General features: G+C 73.4%; 20 protein-coding genes. 10 read left to right on the forward strand and 10 right to left on the reverse strand.

Features of this window, described 5'->3' with window-relative positions:
- Positions 1-49: 49 nt before the first annotated feature.
- The 5 genes from IW256_RS10835 (at position 50) to IW256_RS10855 (ending at position 5,524) form a co-directional block, all read left to right on the forward strand.
- Positions 50-874 carry a YdcF family protein gene (locus IW256_RS10835; protein WP_197010835.1) on the forward strand — a complete coding sequence of 275 codons (825 nt, stop codon included), beginning with the start codon at positions 50-52 and terminating at the stop codon, positions 872-874.
- A 129-nt stretch (positions 875-1,003) separates the two neighbouring features.
- Positions 1,004-2,278, forward strand: a complete 1,275-nt coding sequence (locus IW256_RS10840) for a deoxyguanosinetriphosphate triphosphohydrolase (protein ID WP_197010836.1) — start codon at positions 1,004-1,006, stop codon at positions 2,276-2,278.
- Positions 2,279-2,425: 147 nt separating this feature from the next.
- Positions 2,426-3,667, forward strand: coding sequence for an NAD(P)/FAD-dependent oxidoreductase (locus IW256_RS10845; protein ID WP_197010837.1), 1,242 nt, complete (start codon positions 2,426-2,428; stop codon positions 3,665-3,667).
- Positions 3,668-3,773: 106 nt separating this feature from the next.
- Entirely contained in the window at positions 3,774-4,994 is a 1,221-nt protein-coding gene (locus tag IW256_RS10850) for an MFS transporter (RefSeq protein ID WP_197010838.1), read from the forward strand.
- A gap of 77 nt (positions 4,995-5,071) precedes the next feature.
- Positions 5,072-5,524, forward strand: a complete 453-nt coding sequence (locus tag IW256_RS10855) for a GtrA family protein (protein ID WP_197010839.1) — start codon at positions 5,072-5,074, stop codon at positions 5,522-5,524.
- 78 nt (positions 5,525-5,602) lie between these two features.
- Here the strand turns inward: IW256_RS10855 and IW256_RS10860 are convergent, their stop codons facing one another.
- Positions 5,603-6,985, reverse strand: coding sequence for an LVIVD repeat-containing protein (locus IW256_RS10860; protein WP_197016234.1), 1,383 nt, complete (start codon positions 6,983-6,985; stop codon positions 5,603-5,605).
- A gap of 225 nt (positions 6,986-7,210) precedes the next feature.
- On the opposite strand from IW256_RS10860, the gene IW256_RS10865 reads away from it, so the two are divergent.
- A complete protein-coding gene (locus tag IW256_RS10865; protein ID WP_197010840.1) occupies positions 7,211-7,885 on the forward strand; it encodes a DUF305 domain-containing protein in 675 nt (224 codons plus the stop codon).
- Between the two features lie 74 nt (positions 7,886-7,959).
- Positions 7,960-8,403: a carboxymuconolactone decarboxylase family protein gene (locus tag IW256_RS10870; RefSeq protein ID WP_197010841.1), complete on the forward strand. Its 444-nt coding sequence runs from the start codon at positions 7,960-7,962 to the stop codon at positions 8,401-8,403.
- A gap of 111 nt (positions 8,404-8,514) precedes the next feature.
- On the opposite strand, the gene IW256_RS10875 is transcribed toward IW256_RS10870, so the two are convergent.
- Positions 8,515-9,387 carry an LLM class F420-dependent oxidoreductase gene (locus IW256_RS10875; protein ID WP_197010842.1) on the reverse strand — a complete coding sequence of 291 codons (873 nt, stop codon included), beginning with the start codon at positions 9,385-9,387 and terminating at the stop codon, positions 8,515-8,517.
- Between the two features lie 176 nt (positions 9,388-9,563).
- On the opposite strand from IW256_RS10875, the gene IW256_RS10880 reads away from it, so the two are divergent.
- The gene (locus IW256_RS10880) at positions 9,564-9,956 is read left to right on the forward strand and encodes a MerR family transcriptional regulator (protein WP_197010843.1); all 393 of its coding nucleotides are present in this window, start codon (positions 9,564-9,566) and stop codon (positions 9,954-9,956) included.
- On the opposite strand, the gene IW256_RS10885 is transcribed toward IW256_RS10880, so the two are convergent.
- The 8 genes from IW256_RS10885 to IW256_RS10920 all read right to left on the reverse strand — a co-directional run bounded on the left by IW256_RS10885 (position 9,937) and on the right by IW256_RS10920 (position 18,893).
- On the reverse strand, positions 9,937-11,202 hold the full coding sequence (locus tag IW256_RS10885) for an ABC transporter ATP-binding protein (RefSeq protein ID WP_197010844.1): 1,266 nt from the start codon (positions 11,200-11,202) through the stop codon (positions 9,937-9,939). The genes IW256_RS10880 and IW256_RS10885 overlap by 20 nt on opposite strands.
- A gap of 147 nt (positions 11,203-11,349) precedes the next feature.
- The gene (locus IW256_RS10890) at positions 11,350-14,199 is read right to left on the reverse strand and encodes a DEAD/DEAH box helicase family protein (RefSeq protein WP_197010845.1); all 2,850 of its coding nucleotides are present in this window, start codon (positions 14,197-14,199) and stop codon (positions 11,350-11,352) included.
- 19 nt (positions 14,200-14,218) lie between these two features.
- Positions 14,219-14,965, reverse strand: a complete 747-nt coding sequence (locus IW256_RS10895; RefSeq protein WP_197010846.1) for an urease accessory protein UreD — start codon at positions 14,963-14,965, stop codon at positions 14,219-14,221.
- Entirely contained in the window at positions 14,962-15,648 is a 687-nt protein-coding gene (gene ureG, locus IW256_RS10900; RefSeq protein ID WP_197010847.1) for an urease accessory protein UreG, read from the reverse strand. Before ureG ends, IW256_RS10895 begins: the two co-directional genes overlap by 4 nt.
- A 98-nt stretch (positions 15,649-15,746) precedes the next feature.
- Complete coding sequence (locus tag IW256_RS10905; protein WP_307828836.1) at positions 15,747-16,460, reverse strand: urease accessory protein UreF; 714 nt, start codon at positions 16,458-16,460, stop codon at positions 15,747-15,749.
- 36 nt (positions 16,461-16,496) lie between these two features.
- Positions 16,497-18,233, reverse strand: coding sequence for an urease subunit alpha (locus IW256_RS10910; RefSeq protein WP_197010848.1), 1,737 nt, complete (start codon positions 18,231-18,233; stop codon positions 16,497-16,499).
- Positions 18,226-18,594, reverse strand: coding sequence for an urease subunit beta (locus tag IW256_RS10915; RefSeq protein ID WP_307828837.1), 369 nt, complete (start codon positions 18,592-18,594; stop codon positions 18,226-18,228). Before IW256_RS10915 ends, IW256_RS10910 begins: the two co-directional genes overlap by 8 nt.
- Positions 18,591-18,893, reverse strand: a complete 303-nt coding sequence (locus tag IW256_RS10920) for an urease subunit gamma (protein WP_197010849.1) — start codon at positions 18,891-18,893, stop codon at positions 18,591-18,593. The genes IW256_RS10915 and IW256_RS10920 overlap by 4 nt, the downstream gene beginning before the upstream one ends.
- Positions 18,894-19,231: 338 nt before the next feature.
- Here IW256_RS10920 and IW256_RS10925 point away from each other — a divergent pair, with 338 nt between their 5' ends.
- Entirely contained in the window at positions 19,232-20,842 is a 1,611-nt protein-coding gene (locus IW256_RS10925; RefSeq protein ID WP_197010850.1) for a flavin monoamine oxidase family protein, read from the forward strand.
- Between the two features lie 2 nt (positions 20,843-20,844).
- Positions 20,845-21,486, forward strand: coding sequence for a Rid family hydrolase (locus IW256_RS10930; protein WP_197010851.1), 642 nt, complete (start codon positions 20,845-20,847; stop codon positions 21,484-21,486).
- Positions 21,487-21,511: the final 25 nt, after the last annotated feature.

Below are 21,511 nucleotides of genomic sequence, written 5' to 3' on the forward strand. Positions count from 1 at the left end.
GGGAACCTCAGGCGGTCTGCCGGCCATCTAATTTAACGTGTCCAGTGCGATGACGTTGGAATTCCAGGTGCCGGAGCATGAGCGGGGCGGCCTCCCGGCGGACGGGCCCGCGGACGGGCTCCCAGACGACGACCGCGACGATGGCCGGGGCGACGACCGCGGCGATGGCGGCGATGGCGGCGGCCGGCGTGGCCGCGGGCGGGGACGCAAGGAGAGGCGTCCCCGCTCGCGCCGGTTCGTGATCACGCTGGCCGTCGTGCTGGGGCTGGTCGCGTTCGTGGTGCTGACCCCGCTCACGGTGGCCTGGCGGGTCTGGTACCAGGCCCGCCAGGACGAGGTCCCCCGCTCGGACGCGATCATCGTGCTGGGCGCGGCCCAGTACAACGGCCGGCCCTCGCCCACGCTGCAGTGGCGCCTCCAGCACGCCCTGGACCTCTACCGCCACGGGAGGGCGAAGGCGATCGTCACCGTCGGCGGCAAGCAGCCCGGCGACAACTTCACCGAGGCGGACGCGGGCAAGCGCTGGCTGGTCCAGCGGGGCGGCGTCCCGGCGAGCAAGGTGGTCGCGGTCCCGGAGGGCGCCGACACGCTGGAGAGCATGCGGGCGGTCGGGAGCCGGTACAAGCGGCTCGGCTGGAAGAGCGGGATCATCGTGACCGACCCCTGGCACGGCCTGCGCTCCAAGAAGATGGCCGAGGACAACGGGATCGAGGCGGCGGCCTCGCCCACGCGCAGCGGCCCGAGCGTGCAGACCCGCGAGACCCAGCTCCACTACATCGTCCGGGAGACCGGCGGCTACCTGTCGTACGTGCTGTTCGGCAAGAGCGTGAAGGCGCCCCGCGAGACGATCAAGACGGTGCCCGGCGGCTCGTAGGGCGTGTCTCGAAGTGGCCTCGGCCACCGCGCGAGCGCGTCGCCTGCCAGGTGGGCCGGGACTTCGGGACAGGGCCCGGACACGCGGCGTTCCCCTGGACGCCGGGCGGCCCGCATACGCTGAGGTGTGATGACGCACTACACGGACGGGGACCGGCAACGCTGGGCCCCCGAACCTCCCAAGCGGCGCGACCGCACCGCCTTCGAGCGCGACCGGGCACGGGTGCTGCACAGCGCGGCGCTGCGCCGGCTGGCCGCCAAGACCCAGGTGGCCTCGCCCGGCGCGGACGCGCCCGGCAGCGTGCAGAGCCTCCGCACCAGGCTGACCCACTCCCTGGAGTGCGCCCAGGTCGGCCGCGAGCTGGGCAAGGCCCTGGGCTGCGATCCCGACCTGGTGGAGACCGCCTGCCTGGCCCATGACATCGGGCACCCGCCGTTCGGCCACAACGGCGAGGTCGCGCTGGACGCCGTCGCCCAGCACTGCGGCGGTTTCGAGGGCAACGCCCAGAGCCTGCGCGTGCTGACCCGGCTGGAGCCCAAGTCGTTCGCCCCGGCCGGGCCGCCCCTGTACGGGCGCAGCGTCGGCCTCAACCTCACCCGCGCGGCGCTCGACGCCGTGATGAAGTATCCGTGGCGCCGGGAGGCGTCCCGGGCCGCCCGGCCCCAGGGCGGCAGCGGCCCGTTCGGGGTGTACGAGGACGACGCGGACGTGGCGCGCTGGGCCCGGCGGGGCGCGCCGGAGAAGAAGACCTGCTTCGAGGCCCAGGTCATGGACTGGAGCGACGACGTCGCCTACTCCGTGCACGACCTGGAGGACGCGCTGGTCGCCGGGCACATCGACTTCGCCTGCCTCGCCGACCCGGCCGAGCGCCGCCTGATCGCCCAGACCGCGATCAAGCTGTACTGCGACGACGCCACGCCGTCCGAGCTGGAGGAGCGTTTCGCGGCGCTGCTGGCCGAGCCGTTCTGGCCCGACCGCTACGACGGCACGCCGCGGACCCTGGCCGCGCTGAAGAACCTCACCAGCACCCTGATCGGCCGGTTCTGCCTGGCCGCCGAGGACGCCACCCGCGAGGCCTACGGCGACCGCCCGCTCACCCGGTACGCCGCCGACCTGATCGTGCCCCGGGCCCAGCGGCTGGAGTGCGCGCTGCTCAAGGGCATCACGGCGCACTACGTCTGGATCAGCCACGAGGAGGTCCGCGCCCGCCAGCGCGAGCTGATCCTGGAGCTGGCCGACCTGCTGCTCGCCGGCGCGCCGGGCACCCTCGACGCCGCGTTCCGCGCCGCCTACGTCGACGCCCCCGACGAGCCCGCCCGGCTCCGCGCCGTCGTCGACCAGATCGCCTCCCTGACGGACGTCTCGGCCATCAACCGCCACGCGATGCTGCGCGGGGACGTGTAGCCGGGACCGTGGCCGCGCGGGGCGCATGGCCACGGCAAAGCCGATCTTGGCCGCACGGAGGAGTTACCCGGGCCTTGTCTTGGTTATGACGCCGCTGTAGGGATACAAGAACGACGCCCACCCGGCGCGCACCTTCAGGAGGTGGCCATGTCCCAGGGGACGCCGTCCCGAGAGACGTTCGTCATCGTCGGCGCCGGCCTGGCGGGCGCCAAGGCGGCGGAGACCCTGCGGATGGAGGGCTTCGGCGGGCGCATCGTCCTGGTCGGTGAGGAGGTCGAGCGGCCGTACGAGCGGCCGCCGCTGTCGAAGGGCTACCTGCTGGGCAAGCAGGCGGCCGAGCAGGCGCACGTGCACGAGGCGGAGTGGTACGACCGGCACGACGTCGAGTTCCGGCCGGGCGTGCGGGCCGTCTCCATCGACCGGCCGGGGAACCGGGTCGCGCTGTCGTCGGGTGAGCCGGTGCGCTACGACCGGCTGCTCCTGGCCACCGGGGCCTCGCCGCGCAGGCTGCAGGTGCCCGGAGCCGACCTGCAGGGCATCCACTACCTGCGTTCGATGGCGGACGCGACGGCCCTGCGGGAGGCGCTCGCGCCCGGCGGGCGGCGGGTCGTGGTGGCCGGGGCGGGGTGGATCGGCCTGGAGACGGCCGCCGCCGCCCGCGCCTACGGCAACGAGGTGACGGTCATCGAGCCGGAGGCGACCCCGCTGCACTCCGCCCTCGGCCCCGAGGTCGGCGGGCTGTTCGCCGACCTGCACCGCGCGCACGGGGTGAACCTGCGGCTGGACCAGGGCGTGGCCGGGTTCTGGGGCGCGGGCGAGGTCTCGGCCGTGGTCACCTCCGGCGGCCAGGAGATCCCGGCCGACGTGGTGATCGTGGGCATCGGGGTGCGGCCGCGCACCGAGCTGGCCGAGGCGGCGGGCCTGGAGGTCTCCGACGGCGTGCTGGTCGACCAGTCGATGCGCACGTCCGATCCGGCGATCTTCGCGGCGGGCGACGTCGCCGGCATGTATCACCCCCTGCTGGGAAGGCGGATCCGGGTGGAGCACTGGGCCAACGCCCTCAACGGGGGCCCGGCCGCCGCCCGCGCGATGCTCGGGCAGGCGGTGAGCTACGAGCGGGTCCCGTACTTCTTCACCGACCAGTTCGACCTGGGCATGGAGCTGTCGGGCATCGCCGCGCCGGGGGAGTACGACCAGGTGGTGTTCCGCGGCGACGTGCCGGGGCGCGAGTTCATCGCCTTCTGGCTGGCCGAGGACCGGGTGGTGGCCGGGATGAACGTCAACGTGTGGGACGTGACCGACCAGATCCAGGCGCTGGTCCGGTCGGACGAGCAGATCGGCGCGGAGCGCCTCACCGACCCGGGCGTCCCGCTCCATGAGCTGATCTAAGCCGCGCGGTGCGGGCGGTGCCGCGAGGTGCGGGCGGCGCGGTGTAGGCAAACGTGGCGCTTCCGTGAGGTGATCATCCGCCGGTAAGGAACGTAGGGTCTGCCGGGTGGTGACACAGACGATCAATACGCTCGCCCGGGCGCGGACCGCCGTGACCGTGGCCTTCCTCGTGCACGGTCTCATCGGGGCGGCCTGGGTGGCGCGCATCCCGCAGATCAAGCGCGAGCTGGGGCTGAGCGACGGCTCCCTGGGCCTGGCGCTGCTGGGCGCCCCGGTCGGCGTGGTCCTGGCGGTCCGGTTCGCCGGATGGACGGTGGCGCGCTGGGGCAGCCGGGCCACGACGCTGGCGGCCGGGGTGGCCGCGGCCGTGTCGCTGGTGCCGCTCGGGCTGGCGTGGAACCTGGGCGCCCTCACCTGCTCGCTCGTCCTGATGGGCGGGTCGCTGGGGCTGATGGACGTGGCGATGAACGCCCAGGGCGTGGCGGTCGAGCGGAGGTACGGGCGCCCCCTGATGTCGGGGCTGCACGGGGCGTACAGCATCGGTACGCTCGTCGCCGCCCTGGTCGGCTCGGGGGCCGCGCACCTGGGCGTGCCGGTCCCGGTGCATCTGAGCGTGGCCGCCGTGGTCCTGTCGGCGGCGCTGCTGCTCGGCTGCCGTGATCTGCTGGACCGTTCGGCCGACGCGCTGCCCTCCCAGGACCCGGTGCCCGGCCCGGCCGCGGTGGCGGACCCGGAGGCGCGCACGACCGCGCCCTCGCCGCACTCGCCGCTCGCGGCGGGACGGTGGACCCTGGCCCTGCTGGGCGTGATCGGGCTCTGCTCGTTCGTCGGGGAGGGCGCGATGGCCGACTGGAGCGCGGTGCACCTGCGCGAGACGCTCGAGACCGGTCCCGGCGTCGCGGGGCTCGGGTACGCCGGGTGCGCGGTGGCGATGGCGGTCGGGCGGCTGGCCGGCGACCGTGTCGTGGCGCGGTTCGGGCCGGTGCCGGTGCTGCGGGCGGGCTCGCTGGTCGCCGCGCTCGGGCTGGGCTTCGGGCTGCTGGCCGGGAACCCGGTGGCGGCCGTGCTCGGGTTCACGCTGTTCGGGCTGGGGGTCGCGCCGGTGGCCCCGGTCACCTTCAGCGCCGCGGGCAACCTGCCGGGGGTGCCCGCGGCCGCCGGGATCTCGCGGGTGACGGCGGTCGGCTACCTGGGCCTGCTGGGCGGCCCGCCGGTGATCGGGTTCGTGGCGCAGGCGGTCGGGCTGACCTGGGCGCTGGCGGTGCCGGTGGTGCTGGTGGGGCTGATCGTGCTGATGGCCGGGGCGACCGCCTCCGCGGGCCGCTGAGCGCCCCCGGGAGTCCCGCGGCGGGGACGTCCGCGTCCGATATCACCTTTCCGGTAAGGTCTGGGCGAGTGAGCACCATGTCGCGGTCAACGCCGGTCAAAACGGCGCCGGCCGCCTTCTCGCACCGGACATTCCTGCGCGAGCTCCTCACCTTCGGTCTCGTGGGCTTCCTCGGCACCGTGATCACCATCGGCGGGGCCAACCTGATGCGCCACCTGCTGGGTGGGAGCCCGCTGACCAGCGTGGTGGTGCCGACCGTCGCGTCGACCCTCAGTTCCTACCTGCTCAACCGGCACTGGACGTTCCGGCATCGCGACAGCGACGGCTCGGGCCGGGAGGTTGTGATCTTCTTCGGGCTGAACGGCGTCGGGATGGGCATCCAGGTGCTCTGCACCGCGGTCACCTACTACGCCCTCGGCCTGCACGGCGGGCTGGCCTACAACGCCGGGCTGGTGGTCGGGCTCGCGCTGGCCTCGGCGTTCCGCTACTGGTCGTACCGGAAGTGGGTGTTCACCCCGGCCGCCGCCTGAAAGGGGGCGGCCCCGGCGGGAGCACGGAGCTTCCGCCGGGGCCTTCCGACCTGTGCCGGACGTCGTCGTGGGACGGCGTCAGTCCTGGTCGAAGTAGTCAGGCTGCGACTGGGCGTTCAGCTCGTCGAGCTTGACCCGCGCGCCCTTGTCGGTGGCCTTGTCCTTGATCTGCAGGACGTCCAGGCCCTTCTGGATGTCGTTGGAGTAGATGTAGCCGTTGTAGTAGTACGCGGACCACGAGCCGCCCGTGACGAGGGTGTCGGCGAACGTGCCCCGGTCGAACCAGCCGATCTCCTTCGGCTTGCTCGAGTCGGTGAAGTCGTAGATCGAGATCCCGCCCTGGTACCAGGCCTGGACCATGATGTCCTTGCCCTTGACCGGGATCAGCGAGCCGTTGTGCGCGACACAGTTCTCGGTGTCGGCGTTGGGCCGCGGGATCTTGTAGTAGCTCCGGAACTCCAGCTTGCGCTTGGCGCCCTTCCCGACGATGTCGTAGATGGCGTTGGCGCCCTTCTCCGGGCCGATGGTGGTGTTGCAGGTGGCCGCGCCGCCGCCGCCCAGCTCGTCGGTGAAGACGATCTTGTTGGCCTTGTTGTTGAACGTGGCCGAGTGCCAGAACGCGAAGTTCTCGTCGTCCCGCACGCTGGTGATGGTGGTCGGCTTCTCGGGGTTCGAGATGTCGAACAGCACGCCGTCGCCCATGCAGGCGCCGGCCATGAGGTTCTTCGCCGGGTACGCGGTCAGGTCGTGGCACCCGGAGGTCGCCGAGGTCCCGTTGGGCCACGGGGTGCCCGCCGGGTCACCGGGGTTGCCGCCGTTCGGGAAGAGCACCGGCTCCGAGATGACCGCCGCCGCCGTCGGGTTCTTCAGCGGAACCTTGACGATGGAGATGAGGTCGTGCGGCGGCTTGCAGTCCGGGAAGGTGTCGCTCGGCGAGTAGGAGGACACGTAGATGTACGCGGTGCCCTTCTTGCCCGGGACGAGCGTGTTGGTGTGCGACCCGCACTTGGTCTCGACCGCCTTGACGTAGCGCGGGTTGCGCACGTCGCTGATGTCGAAGATCTTGATGCCCTCCCAGGCGGCCTTCTCGGTGGCCGGCATCGGCACCGCCTGGCAGGAGTCATCGCTCATCGAGCGGTCGGTCGACAGGAACAGCAGGTTCCCGGAGATCGACACGTCGTTCTGCGCACCCGGGCAGTGCACCTGGGTGACGACCTTGGGGGTCGCGGGCTTGCTGATGTCGTAGATCGTGAAGCCCTCGTAGTTACCGCCGAAGGCGTACTTGCCCTGGAACGCCCAGTCGGAGTTCAGGGCGTTCACGTTGGCGAACGGCCCCTCCTTCGGGATGTTCGCCAGGTGGGAGATGTTCGGCGACTTGACGATCTCGTCCTTGCCGGGGATGTCGGCCGAGGCGGCGGGTGCCGCGACGACCGACGAGATCGCCAGCACGACCCCCGCCAGTGTGCTCAACACTGCTCTCCGCGCGGTTCTTCGTGCAGGAACTGGCGCCACTCTTGCTCCTTTGCTACAGCCCCCGTGGATATGCCCTAGATCATCCGGAGTATGACCTGTTCTGAGCTGGATGAACAGGTCTGAACGTATCCGTGAGCTTCTTGAGACCTGAGAGGGTTCCGCCGTGATGTCCGGAATCGGTACGGTCGCGATATCCAAGGGGTGGGAGGACGGATGCGGCAACGGATCGCGCTGGTGGCCATGACGTCGGCGCTGGTCGCGGGGGTGCTGGGTGGTTGCTCCGGAGGGGAGGAGCCGGAGAAGGCGGCCCCGAAGAGCACGATGCTGGTCCCGGGGAAGCCCGGCGAGCCCAACAAGACCGCGATGATGGCGTCGGAACCGGCCAAGCCGCCGGTCGCCGCCGAGGTCCGGTTCGTGGAGATGATGATCCCGCACCACCGGCAGGCCCTCGAGATGGCCGTGCTGGCTCCCGAACGGGCGTCCGGCGAACAGGTGAAGTCGCTGGCCGAGCGGATCAACCTCGGGCAGAAGGTGGAGATCTCCGCGATGGAGGCGTGGCTCCGCCGGAACGCTCCCAAGGCCTCCGGCGGCCAGGGCGGTCACGGCGGTCACGGCGGGGCCTCCGCCCCGGCCACCGCGGGCTCCCACGCGGGCATGCCGGGCATGGCGACCCCCGAGCAGATGGAGAGGCTGAAGGCGGCGCGCGGCACCGAGTTCGACCGGCTGTTCCTGACCCTGATGATCACCCATCACCAGGGCGCGCTGACCATGGTCAAGGACGCCATCGACAAGGGCAACGACCTGTTCGTCCAGGAACTGGTCCGGGACGTCCGCTCCTCCCAGCAGGCCGAGATCGACCGCATGCGCGCGCTGATGCCCAAGGACTGAGCTCAAGGACTGACGGCCCGGGTGTCACAAACCGCCGGGGCGGCGGCGTCTCCCTCAAGAGGAAGGGAGTGATCATGGCGGAGCGAATGGACCTCACGCGGACGGCCCCGGGGGCGTGGGCCGGATTCCTGCGGGTGCACAAGGCGATCAGGGACAGCCCCCTCGACCGGACGGTGGAGGAGCTGGTGAAGATCCGCGTATCGCAGCTGAACGGCTGCGCGTACTGCGTGGACCTGCACATCCGTGACGCCCGGCGGCTCGGCGAGCCCGAGGAGCGGATGCACCACCTGACGGTCTGGCCGAAGTCGCCGCTCTACTCCGGCGCGGAACGGGCGGCGCTGGCCTACGCCGAGGCGGTCACCCGCCGGGAACCGGTGGACGACGACCTCTGGGAGACCCTGCGCAAGCATTTCGACGAGGAGTCCCTGGGCAACCTGGTGGCGCTGGTCTCGCTGATCAACGCCATGAACCTGTTCGGCGTCCCCCTGAACAAGCGTCCCCCGGCCCCCGGCGACTGATTCCGGCCCGGCCCCGGGGCACGGCCGTGCCCCGGGGCCCGTGTCAGGCGCCCCGTGTCAGGCGGCCCTGTCAGGTGCCCCCGCGCCGGGGCCGTGCCCGGCTCTCCGCGTTCAGCGTCCGGCGGGGACGATCTCCGCGGTCTGCGCCAGCGCCTCGCCCAGCAGCCCGGCCAGGTCCTGCCCGGTGGCCTGGGAGAAGATGACATGGTCGATGCCCGCCTCGGCGAGCCGGCCCACCGTGTCGACGGCCCGGTCCACCGAGGGCGGGCCGTCGAGCATGAAGGTGAGCGCGGTCTTCTCGATCTCGGCGAAATCGCGGCCCTCGCGCTCGCAGTGCTCGCGCAGGACCTCCAGCTTGCGCGGCAGCTCCCCGCCGTCGAAGAGGTTGCAGGCGTCGGCGTACTTGGCGACGAACCGCAGCGTCTTCTTCTCCCCGGAGCCCCCGACGAGGATCGGCGGGTGCGGGCGGCGTACCGGCGGCGGTGAGTTCAGCGGCCGTTCCAGCCGGTAGTGCTCGCCGTGGAAGGGCTTCTCGTCGCCCTTCCACATCTGGTGGGCGATCCGCAGGGTCTCCTCCAGCCGCTCGAAGCGCTCGGCGGTGGGCGGGAACTCCACGCCCAGCCCGCGCGACTCCTCGTCGTTCCACGCGGCGCCGACGCCCAGCCAGGCCCGCCCGCCCGACAGCACGTCGAGCGTGGTGACGGTCTTCACCAGGATCCCGGGATGCCGGTAGGTGACCCCGGTGACCATGGTGCCGAGCGTGATCCGCTCGGTCAGCGCCGCCGCGTACGCCAGCGCGGAGTAGCCCTCCAGCATCGGTTCCTCGGACGGCCCGACATCGCGGATCTGGAAGAAATGGTCCATCACCCAGAACGAGTCCAGCCCGGCCTGGTCGGCCTCGCGGGCCATCCGTCCGTACGTCGGGCCGATCTGTTCCGGCCCGCCCGGGAAGGTGAAGCTGGGGACCTGAAGTCCGATGCGCATGTGCGTTTCCCTCGTGATCGGTTCGGGTTCCACCACTGTGCGGCCTGGAGCGCGCTCCAGGTCAAACCGTCGCATCGAGTCGAGGCGTTCCCGCGGGACGGGGCCCAAACGTGCCCCGCCCGCGGGGAGCGGCGGGCATTGACCTGGAGTGCGCTCCAGGTGGGATCCTGGGGGACGTGACCTTCTACTCTCCGGCGGAGACAGCAGAGAAGAGCGGGTTCAGCATCGACACCCTGCGCTACTACGAGAAGATCGGGCTGCTGTCGCGGATCGCCCGCAACGGCTCCGGCCGCCGCGTCTTCAGCGACGACGACCTGGCCTGGCTCGGGATGCTGCGCTGCCTGCGCGAGACCGGCATGCCGATCTCGGAGATGCTGCGCTACGCCGAGCTGGCGCGCGGCGGCGAGGAGACCCACCAGGAGCGGATGGAACTCCTGAAGGAGCACGACCGCCGGGTCGAGGAGCGCATCGCGCGGCTGTGCGCCCAGCAGGGCCGGATCAAGGCGAAGATCGAGTACTACCGGGAGTCCTCCGGCCTCCGCCCCGGCCTCAGCGCCGCACCGCGGTGATCCGGCGGCCGTCCATCCCGAAGATCATCATCCGCTCCAGGTCGACCTCCAGCCGTACCTCCTGACCCCGCTCGGGCCTGCGTGCCCCGGCACGGAACACCAGGTCCGACCGGCGGTGGTGGCCGGCGTGCTCCTCCCGCGGCGGCTCCTGGCCGCCCGCGGGCCGCCCGATCATCTCCCGCAGGCGCCCGGCCAGCCCGCCGGAGGCCGGGCGCGCCGGACGCGCCCGCGGGCGCGTGCCGACGGAGCCGGCGTCCACGGTCGGGATGCCCGCCTCCGCGTACGCCAGCCAGTCCTGCCCGTGGAACTCCAGGACGCGCACGCGCCCGGTGATCGTCCTCTCCTCCGCGCCGCCGGTCACCGGCACCAGCGCGTCCGGGCGGATCCCGACGAGCACCGGGGCCCCGTGGTGGCTGATCAGCGCGGACGAGCGCGCGTCGTCCCACGGCACGGTCAGCCGCGCGCTCCCGAAGTCGAGCACCACGCCCCGGTCCTGCACGGCCCAGGCGGTGGCCTGCAGCAGGTTGATCGGCGGCGAGCTGAGGAACGCCGCCACGAACACGGTGGCCGGGTCCTGGTAGATCTGCTCGGGCGTGCCGACGTCCTCCAGCACCCCGTCCCGCAGCACCGCGATCCGGTCCGCCATGGTCATCGCCTCGACCTGGTCGTGCGTGACGTACACGGTGGTGGTGCCGGTCGAGCGGACCAGGCCCGTGATCTCCAGCCGCAACTCGGTGCGCAGCCCGGCGTCCAGGCTCGACAGCGGCTCGTCCATCAGGAACAGCGACGGCTCGCGGATCAGCGCCCGGCCGATCGCGGCCCGCTGCCGCTGCCCGCCCGACAGCGTCCCCGGCCTCCGGTCGATCATGGAGTGGATGCCCAGCGCCCGGGACAGCTCGGCCACCCGCTCGCGGGACTCGGCCCGGTCGCCGCCCGCCACCTCCAGCGGGAACATCATGTTTCCGCCGACCGTCAGGTGCGGGTACAGGGCGCCCTCCTGGAACACCATCGCGACATTGCGCTCGCGCGGGGACAGGCCGTTGGCCACGCCGCCGTTCAGCCACAGCTCGCCGGAGGTCACCTCCTCCAGGCCCGCGATCATCCGCAGGATCGTCGACTTGCCGCAGCCCGACGGGCCGAGGAGCACGAAGAGCTCCCCGTCCCTGATGTGCAGGTGCACGTCGTCCACGGCGCGGTGGTCGCCGGGATACACCTTGCCGACACCATTGAGCACGACATCCGTCATCGGGGGTCACCTCGGGGCGGGAATTCCGTGGCCCTGATCCCACCGTGCTCCGGTCCGTTTGTCCAGAGCCACTTTGCGTAAGGACCCCGGACAACGGCGGTCAAGGCCGGGGGAGGCCCCGGGACGGACGGCGGCTCCGGCGGCCGGTCAGTCCCAGGCGACCCGCAGGACGGTGGTCGCCTCGAACGGGTCCTCGCCCCGGTGGGTGGCCAGGATGCCCTCCCCTTCGGGAGTGGAGGCGCGGACGGCGGTGCCGGCGGAGACCCAGGTGTTCCAGGCGTTCACGAAGGCGTTCGTGCGGGTGAGGTTCTGGCCGAAGACCGACGGGACCGAGTGGTAGACCACCCCGTCCGCCCGCGCCGATCCGCCGCACCAGAGCAAGGCGCGTTCGCGCCTTTCCCGGCCGGTGCGGGGGCGGACGACGTAGCGCGGCACCACGTAACGCGGGGTGGCCATGGGGCCGAGCACCTCGTCCAGGGCCACCGCGAACCGCCGGGACGTGGCCGCGTCCACGTCCGTCAGGGAGAAGCGGTACGTGCCGTCGGGCTCGGGACGGACGGTGACGCCCTCCGCGCCGCGGCGGGACAGCCCCGTTCCCTTGAGGGCGTCGGCGACGGCGTACGCGAAGCCGGTGACGGCGGGTTCCTCCGGCAACGCGTCCAGGCGCGTCGCGGCCTCCTCGACCGCCCGTTCCCGCGCTCTCCGGGACGCGGCGGCCCTGCGCCGGCCCCGGACCTCCAGCGTGACCGCCACGGCCGCGGTCAGCGCCAGCGCGGTCGCCACCAGGACCAGGCACTCCATCGCCCCCAAGGCGGCGGCGGTGACCACGCCGGCGGCCGTGGTGAACAGCGAGGAGAGCAGCGTGCCGGCCAGGACCCCCGCACGGCGGGGTACGTACAGAGGGGGCAGCGGCGGGCGGCCCGTGGCGAGGCCCTCCGACGGAACGGAGCCGGGCGGGACGAGGCCGGCCGCGGGCGCGGCGAGCGCGACCGCGGTCGTGCGGGCCGGGCGGATCCGCAGGGTGTGGACGAGCTCGTCCCGGAAGGACGTGCCCAGGCGCCAGCCGGCGCGGGTGGCGGCCCGGTCCTCGGCACGGGCCAGCATCTCGCGGTTGAGCCGGTCGAACGAGGCCGCGGCGGGCGGGGCGTACGGCGAGAACGACGCGTCGACATGGGCCACCCCCGCGACGATCTCACCGTCCGGTGCGGCGGCGAGGTAGCCCGCGTGCTTGCGGACGAACCGGTCCCAGTCGGCCGTCCCCTTGGGGTGGCGGTCGGTCACGCACACCACCGTCCAGGTGTTGGCGGTCTTGCCGGGCCAGGACGGATCGAGGCGCAGGGCCCTGCCCCGGGTCTGCACGACGGCCGTGGGGGTGGTCGCGGTGGTCAGGTCGATGAGGGCGTTGACGCCCCGCGCGTCCCAGCCCTCGCCGAGCAGCCCGCGGGTCCCGACCAGCACCTGGCAGCGGCCCGCCTCGAAGAACGCGGTGATCAGGGGCACCCACGCCGCGGAGGTCCAGGGGCCGGTGATCAGTGCGACGCCGCCGCCCGCGGGCTCCACCGCCAGACCCCGGCCGTGGTGCTTCAGGACGAAGGCGCGTGCGGTCTCCTCGTCGGCGGCGACCGTGCGGCCGGTGACGAGCATGGGGGACAGCGCCCGCGTGCGGGGATCGGCGGCCAGGCCGGTCAGCATGAGCCAGGCCGACCCGGCCTCGGCGTCGAGCACGTCGCGCAGCCGCGCCGGGAGGGTGGCGCCGGCGCGTTCGTGGTCGCAGAGCACGAGGCAGCGCAGCCGGGCGCCCAGCGAGGCCGCCTCCGCCGCGGCGATCTCCGTCGCGGCGTGCGTCTTGGCGGCGCTGCGGGCCAGCACCCGGTCGACGGGCGAACGGGACGCCCGGATGCCCCGCCTGGTCAGCTGGTGGCCGACGGCGGGCAGGGCGCGCCGGACGGCCTCCAGCGCCGCGGCGTCCTTGGGGTCGGGGCTGGGCAGCAGGCAGTGCACGACGTAGTCGTTCAGCAGCGCCACCCAGTCCTCGGCGGTCGGCGCGCGCCGGTGCTCCTCGCGCGGGCGGGCGCCCGGCGGGAGCGCGAGCAGCCCGGCGTGGTGGAACCGCAGCGCCGCGGCGGCGATCCGCGGCTCGGCCGCCTCGACCCGTGACCAGGGGACGGCGCCGCCCTCCCCGGCGGTCCGGTCGATCATGCGGGCGTCCAGCCACTCCAGCAGGCCCGTGGTGGTGAAGCCGGGTTCGAGCAGCCCGGCGGTCAGCTCGGCGAAGCGTTCGGCCTCCCCTTCGACGTAGGCGGTCTCCACGGCGGTCGGGGTGGTGAGCCAGGCCAGCTCGGCGAACGGCGCGAGGTACCCCTGCCGCACCATCGCCGGGATGGAGGCGCCCGGGATGGGCGTGCCGAACAGCGCGTCCACCAGCTCGGCCTCGCCGGGCGTCAGCGACTCGGGCGGGGTGGCGGTGAGCCCGAGGACCCGCGCGTCGGGCAGCCCGTCCAGGATCTCGGCGAGCAGGCGCCCCCACACGTCCAGGAGGTGGTGGCACTCGTCCAGCACGAGGGTGAGCGGCCCGGCGTCGTGCAGCGCCGCGACCAGCGCCCGCCCGTTGTCGTGCAGGAGCCGCATCAGCGAGCCACGGCGGCCGGTCCGGCGGCCCTCCTCGTCGGTCTCGGCGTCGGGGTCGAAGACGGCCACGGACTGGTAGGTGAGGACCGTCACCGGATGCCGGAGCGCGCGGTCGGTGCCCGCCGTGCCGCCGCACCGGCGCCAGTGCGCGACCCACTGGTGCTGGATCGCGGTGTTCGGCACCAGGACCACCGTGCGGCGCCCGAGCCTGCGGGCGGCCTCCAGCCCGACGAGGGTCTTGCCCGTTCCGGGCGGGAGCACCACCCAGGCCCGGGAACGGCCCTCCGCCCAGGCGCGGTCGAGCCTGCCGAGGGCCTCCGCCTGGTACGGGCGCAGCTCGCCCGGCCACCGTGCCCTGTCGTCGTTCATCGGGACATTGTGGCCGGATTCACCCGGAAGCGGTGGCCGGTTCCCGTGCCGCACGGGCCTCGCCCGCCGACAGGCGGCGGCGCAGCGCGGCCGAGTCCGGGGCGGTGGCGGTGATGAGGACGCCGGGGCCGGCGAGGGGCAGCACGGCCAGTCCCTCGCCGGTGAGCGGTTCGCGGGTGAGGTCCGGGCCCGCCAGCAGGACGCTGCCCACGGCGCCGGCCCCGTCCAGGACGGCCAGGCCGCCGTAGACGGCGGGGTCGTCCAGGCGCAGCTCGTGGCGGAGCAGGGGCACCCCGCCGACGGTGACGTCGAAGCGGCTGGTGTGGCGGCCGGGACGCTCCCGGTGCCGCCCCAGGATCAGCTCCTCGTACCAGCGCAGCGTCGCGCCCTCGTCGAGGGTGATGAAGGCGGCGGCGCGGTGGTGGCATCCGGCCGCCGCCACGGTCGGCTCGGGGGCGAAGTCGAGGTGCCCGCCGGCGCCGACCTCGGCCCGGACGGTCATCCGGGACCCGCCCCGCCCCGGCAGCGCCAGGGACGTGGCGGCGGAGCGGACGGCGAGCCGGGCGCCCGGCCGGACCGTCACCGCCAGCTCCAGGTCGTCGCCGCCGAGCGGTCCCGCCGCGGCGCCCACCAGGTAGAGGGCGTCGGCGGTCTCGCGCAGCGCCAGCGGGCCGTCGGAGCGCAGCCGGGTGAGGCGGGCCCGGCCGCCGGGACCGGGCCCGGGTTCGGCGGTGACGGCGGCGCGCGCGGTGTAGCCCCTGCTCATGAGGCGTTCGCGTGCGCGCGTCCGTGCGCGCGCGCCGCGCGGACGACGCCGCGGACCCAGCCCGCGACCTCCGGCGCCCCCGGGTGCTCGCGCAGGGAGGTGAAGGCCACCGGCCTGCCGTCGCGGACGCGGGCGGCGTCGCGGGCCATCAGGTCCAGGTCGCTGCCGACCATCGCCGCCAGGTCGGTCTTGTTCACCACCAGCAGGTCGGCCGCGGCGACGCCCAGCCCGCCCTTGCGCGGGACGTCGTCGCCGCCCGCCACGTCCAGCACGAAGATCTGCCGGTCCGCCAGCCCCTTGCTGAACAGCGCGGTCAGGTTGTCGCCGCCGCTCTCCACGATGACCAGGTCGAGGGCGCCGCCGTGCCGTTCCTCCAGCTCCTCCACCGCGTCCAGGTTGGCGGAGATGTCGTCGCGGATGGCGGTGTGCGGGCACGCCCCGGTCCGCACGGCGGTGATCCGGTCGTCGGCCAGGACGGCCTCGCGGCGCAGGAAGTCGGCGTCCTCGGTGGTGTAGATGTCGTTGGTCACCACGGCGAGTTCCAGCTCGTCGCGCAGCACGCGGCACAGCGCGGCGGTCAGCGCGGTCTTGCCGCTCCCGACCGGGCCGCCGATGCCCAGCCGCAGGGCGCGGCCGTGCGCCGGGGCGGCCTCGTGCGGGTCGTGCTCGTGATGGGCACCCACGGTGCACCTCCAGTCGGGATGTCACCGGCGAGCTCGCCGGCGATGTCGTCAGGCATGTCGTCAGGCATTTCGTTCAGGCATGTCGGTAGGACGTCGGGTCAGGACTCGAAGAGGCGCGGCTCCGCGCCCTGGTGCAGCTCGGCGTACAGGTCGAGGGCGGGGGCGGACGTGGCGGGCAGCGCCGCCCAGTCGCCGGTCTCCCGGGACGCCTCCGCCGCCACCGCGTCGATCTCGGCGGAGAGGTCGGCGAGCACGCGGTGCACGGCGAGGGGATCGAGGCCGAGCAGCCGCACGCCGGCCGACGCCGGCCCCGTCACCGCCCCGTACGCGCTGATGGCCGCCGCGTCGCGGGGAGCGCCGCCCGCCGCCGCCGCGGCGGCCCCCTGCACGAGCGGGTGGTGCGGCTCCCGGAGGGCGGCGAGGGCGTCCAGGGCCGGGTGCGGCCATGTCCTCCGGGCGGCCCTCAGGAGCGACCTGCCCTGGGCGCGTGACGCCCTCCGCTGCGCGGGGGAGGGGGTACGGGCGTCCGCCTCCAGGTCCAGCCGGGCCCACGCCCAGGGCGCCTCCGCGGAGGCGTGCGCGCACGCGGCGGCGGCCAGGGCCGCGCCGGCCAGACCGGAGGTGGCGAGCCGGCCGCGCAGGAACCCGGCGAGCCCGGCGACGTCGGCGACCGCACCCGCCAGCACCGCCGGCTCCAGGCCGCCCGAGTGGACGTGCCCGCCGGCCGGGAGCCGCGAGTCGGCCAGGAGCAGCAGGCGGGCGGGCAGGCTCACGGGCACCGCCGCGCCGGATCCGCCGTGATCATTCGGCACCCTCCAGGACTGTTTCCGGCACCGCCGGCCCGACGTTCAGAACAGGAAGTAGCGCTGGGCCATGGGCAGCTCCGCGAGCGGGGCGGGCTCGATCTCCTCGCCGTCGACGGTGACGGTGAACGAGTCGGGATCGACCTTGATCTCCGGCAGCGCGTCGTTCAGCGGCATGTCGGCCTTGCCCAGCCGCCGGGTGTCCTTGACCGGCACCAGCGCCCGCCGTACCGCCAGCCTCCCCGCCAGCCCGTCGTCCAGCGCCGCCTGGGAGACGAAGTGCAGCGAGGCGCCGGCCGCCACGGCCGGGGCGGCGCCGAACATCGGGCGCGGCAGGACCGGCTGCGGGGTCGGGATCGAGGCGTTGGCGTCGCCCATCGCCGCCCAGGCGATCACCCCGCCCTTCACCACGATCTGCGGCCGGACGCCGAAGAACGCCGGGTCCCACAGCACCAGGTCGGCCAGCTTGCCCGGTTCGACCGAGCCGATCTCGGCGTCCAGGCCGTGCGCGATCGCGGGGTTGATCGTGTACTTGGCCACGTACCGGCGGGCCCGCAGGTTGTCGGCCGGGCCCTCCAGGGGGCCGCGGCGCAGCCTCATCGCGTGCGCGGTCTGCCAGGTACGGATCACCGTCTCGCCGATCCGGCCCATCGCCTGCGAGTCCGAGCCGATCATCGAGATCGCGCCCAGGTCGTGCAGGACGTCCTCGGCCGCCATCGTGGTCGGCCGGATCCGCGACTCGGCGAACGCCAGGTCCTCGGGGACCGACGGGTTGAGGTGGTGGCACACCATGAGCATGTCGAGGTGCTCGTCCAGCGTGTTGACGGTGTGCGGGCGGGTCGGGTTGGTGGAGGAGGGCAGCACGTTGGGGTGCGAGGCGACGGTGATGATGTCGGGCGCGTGCCCGCCGCCGGCGCCCTCGGTGTGGTACGCGTGGATCGACCGGCCGCCGATCGCCTCCAGCGTCGACTCGACGTACCCGGCCTCGTTCAGGGTGTCGCTGTGCAGGGCCACCTGGACGCCCGAGGCGTCGGCCACGCGCAGGCAGGCGTCGATCGCGGCGGGGGTGGAGCCCCAGTCCTCGTGCAGCTTGAACCCGGAGGCGCCCGCCCGCAGCTGCTCCCAGAGGGCGTCCTCGGAGACGGTGTTGCCCTTGCCGAGCAGCGCCACGTTCACCGGGTGGCCGTCGAGGGCCTCCAGCATGCGGTGCAGGTACCAGGCGCCGGTGACGGTGGTGGCCTTGGTGCCCTCGGCCGGCCCGGTGCCCCCGCCGATCAGCGTCGTCACCCCGGCGCCGAGGGCCTCGTCGAGGAGCTGCGGGCAGATGAAGTGGACGTGGGAGTCCACCGCGCCCGCGGTGAGGATCCGGCCGTTCCCCGCCAGCACCTCGGTGGACGGGCCGATGACCAGGCCGGGGTGGACGCCGTCCATCGTGTCGGGGTTGCCGGCCTTGCCGAGCGCGACGATCCGGCCGTCGCGCACGCCCACGTCGGCCTTGACGACGCCCCAGTGGTCGATGACCACCGCCCCGGTGATCACCAGGTCGAGCGCGCCCTCGGCGCGGGTGGCGCGGGCCTGCCCCATGGACTCGCGGATCACCTTGCCGCCGCCGAACACCGCCTCGTCCCCGGCGCCCGCCGGGCCCCTGCTGCGATCCTCGGTCACCTCCACGAACAGCCCGGTGTCGGCGAGCCGGACGCGGTCGCCGGCGGTCGGCCCGTACAGCTCGGCGTAGCGCGCGCGGGAGAGCCGCGCGCGGCTCCCGCTCACGGGCTCAGTCATCCAGCGCTCCGTTCTTCTCCATGCGCAGGCCCGGTACGACGCGGGCGCCGGCGAGGGGGACCAGGTCGACGTCGCGGGTCATGCCCGGCTCGAACCGCACCGCCGTCCCGGCGGGCACGTCGAGCCGGTGGCCCCAGGCGGCGTCCCGGTCGAAGTCGAGCGCGGGGTTGGCGACCGCGAAGTGGTAGTGCGAGCCGATCTGCACCGGCCGGTCGCCGGTGTTGACCACGGTGACCGTCACGCGCGGGCGGCCCGGGTTCAGCTCGACCGGATCCTCGCCGGGGACGACCTGGCCGGGGATCAGCGGGCCGTCCGGCGGCGGCGCGCCCGCGGGCCGCGCGGTGCCGGGACCCGCGCTCACGGGACGGGCCGGTGGACGGTGACGAGCTTGGTGCCGTCGGGGAACGTCGCCTCGATCTGGACCGAGTCCAGCATCTCGGGGATGCCCTCCATGACGTCGTCACGGGTGAGGACGGTGCGGCCGGACTCCATGAGTTCGGCCACGGTGCGCCCGTCGCGGGCGCCCTCCAGGATGTGCACCGCGATGATCGCCGTCGCCTCGGGGTGGTTGAGCCGCAGCCCCCGCGCCCGGCGATCCCGGGCCACCTGGGCGGCCACATGGATCAGCAGGCGCTCCTGCTCGTGTGGAGTGATCAGCACTCTCCGGACGCTATCCCCCTTCTGACCTGCGAAGGAACGGTCGCGTTGCGCATTTAACGCCCTTTTCACAATCCCCCTGACCGGAAACGGCACCGTCATCGCGATCTCACCGCGACGCAACAGGGGTGTGCGGGGCCCGTCACCGGTGGTGACGGGGCCGACCCGGAACGAGCAGGCTATCCAGAAGCCATCAACCGGACATTCACGGTGAGGAGATCGAAATCATGACTTAACCCCACGATCATGTCCGAAACGGAGCTGTTTCCCGCCGGGACGTCCACCGAAACGGAACGCTCCAAGACTCGGCCGTCGAGATCTTGGAGGTGTTCCCCTTGGTGATGACGGAAGAGCCGAAGGGCGGCGGCGTCAGCCGCCGCGGCTTCCTCACGAGAGTGGGCGCGACGGGCGGTGCGGGCGCCATGTTCGCGACCATGGGCGCGCTCGGGCTGGCGCCCAGCGCCGAGGCCGCGACCCGCGTCCCCTTCCAGCCGCCGCGGCGGTCCGACTTCACGCTGCGCGGCCGCGGCGCCGCGAGGATCGCCGTCCTGGGCGCGGGCGTCGCCGGCCTGGCCGCCGCCTACGAGCTGGGCAAGGCCGGGTACGACGTGACGATCCTGGAGGCGCAGGACCGGGTGGGCGGGCGGAACCGCACCCTGCGCGGCGGTGACCGGCTGGCCGAGATGGGCGGCGACACGCAGCGCATCGGCTTCGGCAAGGGCGTGTACATGAACGCCGGCCCGGCGCGCATCGCCCAGTGGATGACCACCATGGACTACTGCCGCGAGCTGGGCGTGCCCCTGGAGGTCTTCACCAACTCCAACGCCGACGCCTACATCTACAACCAGTCGGCCGGCATGACGGCGCCGGTGCGGTGGCGGACCGCCAAGGCCGACGTGTACGGCTACATCTCCGAGCTGCTGGCCAAGGCGACCGACCAGGGCGCCCTGGACCAGCGGCTCACCGGCACCGACAAGGAACGGCTCCTCTCCTTCCTGTCCGGTTTCGGGGCCATCGGCGGCAGGGCGAGCGGCTTCGCCTACACGGGCACCGACGGCCGGCGCGGCTACACGGTGGACCCGGGCGCCGCCGAGAACGCGGGAACGGTCCTGGGGCCGGTGCCCTCGCTGTCGGACGTCCTGGCCAGCGGCGTGGGACGGTCCTTCTCCTTCGAGTTCGGCTACAGCCAGGCCATGCTGATGTTCCAGCCGGTCGGCGGCATGGACGCCATCCCGCGCGCGCTGGCCAAGGCGGTGGGGGCGGGCAGGATCCGCACCGGAGCCCAGGTCACCAAGATCACCAACCTGGCCGGCGGGGTGGAGATCGAGTACGAGCGGGAGGGCCGCACCCGCACCCTGGCGGCCGACTACTGCATCGCCACGCTCCCGCCGCACCTCCTCGCCAAGATCCCGCACAACCTCGGCGCGAGCGTGCAGTCGGCGCTGGGCACCCCGGTCCCGGCCTCCACCGGCAAGATCGGCCTGGAGTACAAGAGCCGCTGGTGGGAGGACGAGGAGCGCATCTACGGCGGCATCACCAACACCGACCTCGACATCTCCACCATCTGGTACCCCTCGCACGACTACCACGCCCAGCGCGGCCTGGTGGTCGGCTACTACAACTTCGGCGCCAACTCCGACGCCTACGCCCGCCTCACCCACGCCGAACGGCTCCGCCGCGCGCTCGACGCGGGCGCGAAGATCCACGGCGACCGCTACCGGCAGGGGATCGCCTCCTCCGCCTCCATCGCCTGGAGCCGGCAGCAGCACATCCAGGGCGGCTGGATCTCCTGGCCGTCCCGGGGCGCCGAGTACCGGCTGCTGAACCAGCCGCAGGGCAACGTCTACTTCTCCGGTGACTGGCTCAGCTACGAGATCGCCTGGCAGCACGGGTCGTTCGAGTCGGCCCGCAAGGTCGTGACCGAACTCCACCAGCGGGTCCTGAAGGGATGACCATGCGAAAGATCATCATTGCCGGCGTGGCCGCCACCGCCCTGGTCGGCGCCGGCGGCGTCGCCTCGGCCGCGCCCGACCGCGCGCCCCGGCCGCCGCGTCCCACCGAGGTCCGCCCGGCACTGCCGGCGGGCCAGAACAACCCCTCCATCGCCAACGGCGTCGCGGTCGGCTCCGCCGTCGCCACCTACACCGCCAGCGGCCTCGGGCCGGTCGCGGCCAACCCGTCGGCGCCCGCCGGATCCCCCGAGCGCTACGTCGACTTCCCGGGCGGCACGCTGCCCCCGGGAGTAACGCTGACCGAGGCCCAGGCGATCAACGCGTTGAAGGCGATCAACGAGAACCTCAAGGCGCAGGGCCTGACCGCCAGGGACGTGATCTCCATGCGGGCCTATCTCAGCAACCCGCCAGGCGCGGACACCGCCGACTTCGCCGGCTGGAACCGCGCGTACCGCCAGTTCTACGCCAACACCGATCTGTCCACCGGCAAGCCCGTCGACGTCCCGCTGGGCACCGCCGCCCCCGCCCCGCCGATGATGGTGAACCCCGCGCGTCCCGCCCGGGTCACCATCGAGATCGAGAACCTGCCGGTCAACGGCTGGCTGGTCGAGGTCGAGGTGGTGGCGGCGTTCCGGCAGCGCTGACCCCGTGCCGCGAGCGCCCGGCCGG

The organism is Actinomadura viridis (assembly GCF_015751755.1).
Classification (GTDB): Bacteria; Actinomycetota; Actinomycetes; order Streptosporangiales; family Streptosporangiaceae; genus Spirillospora; species Spirillospora viridis.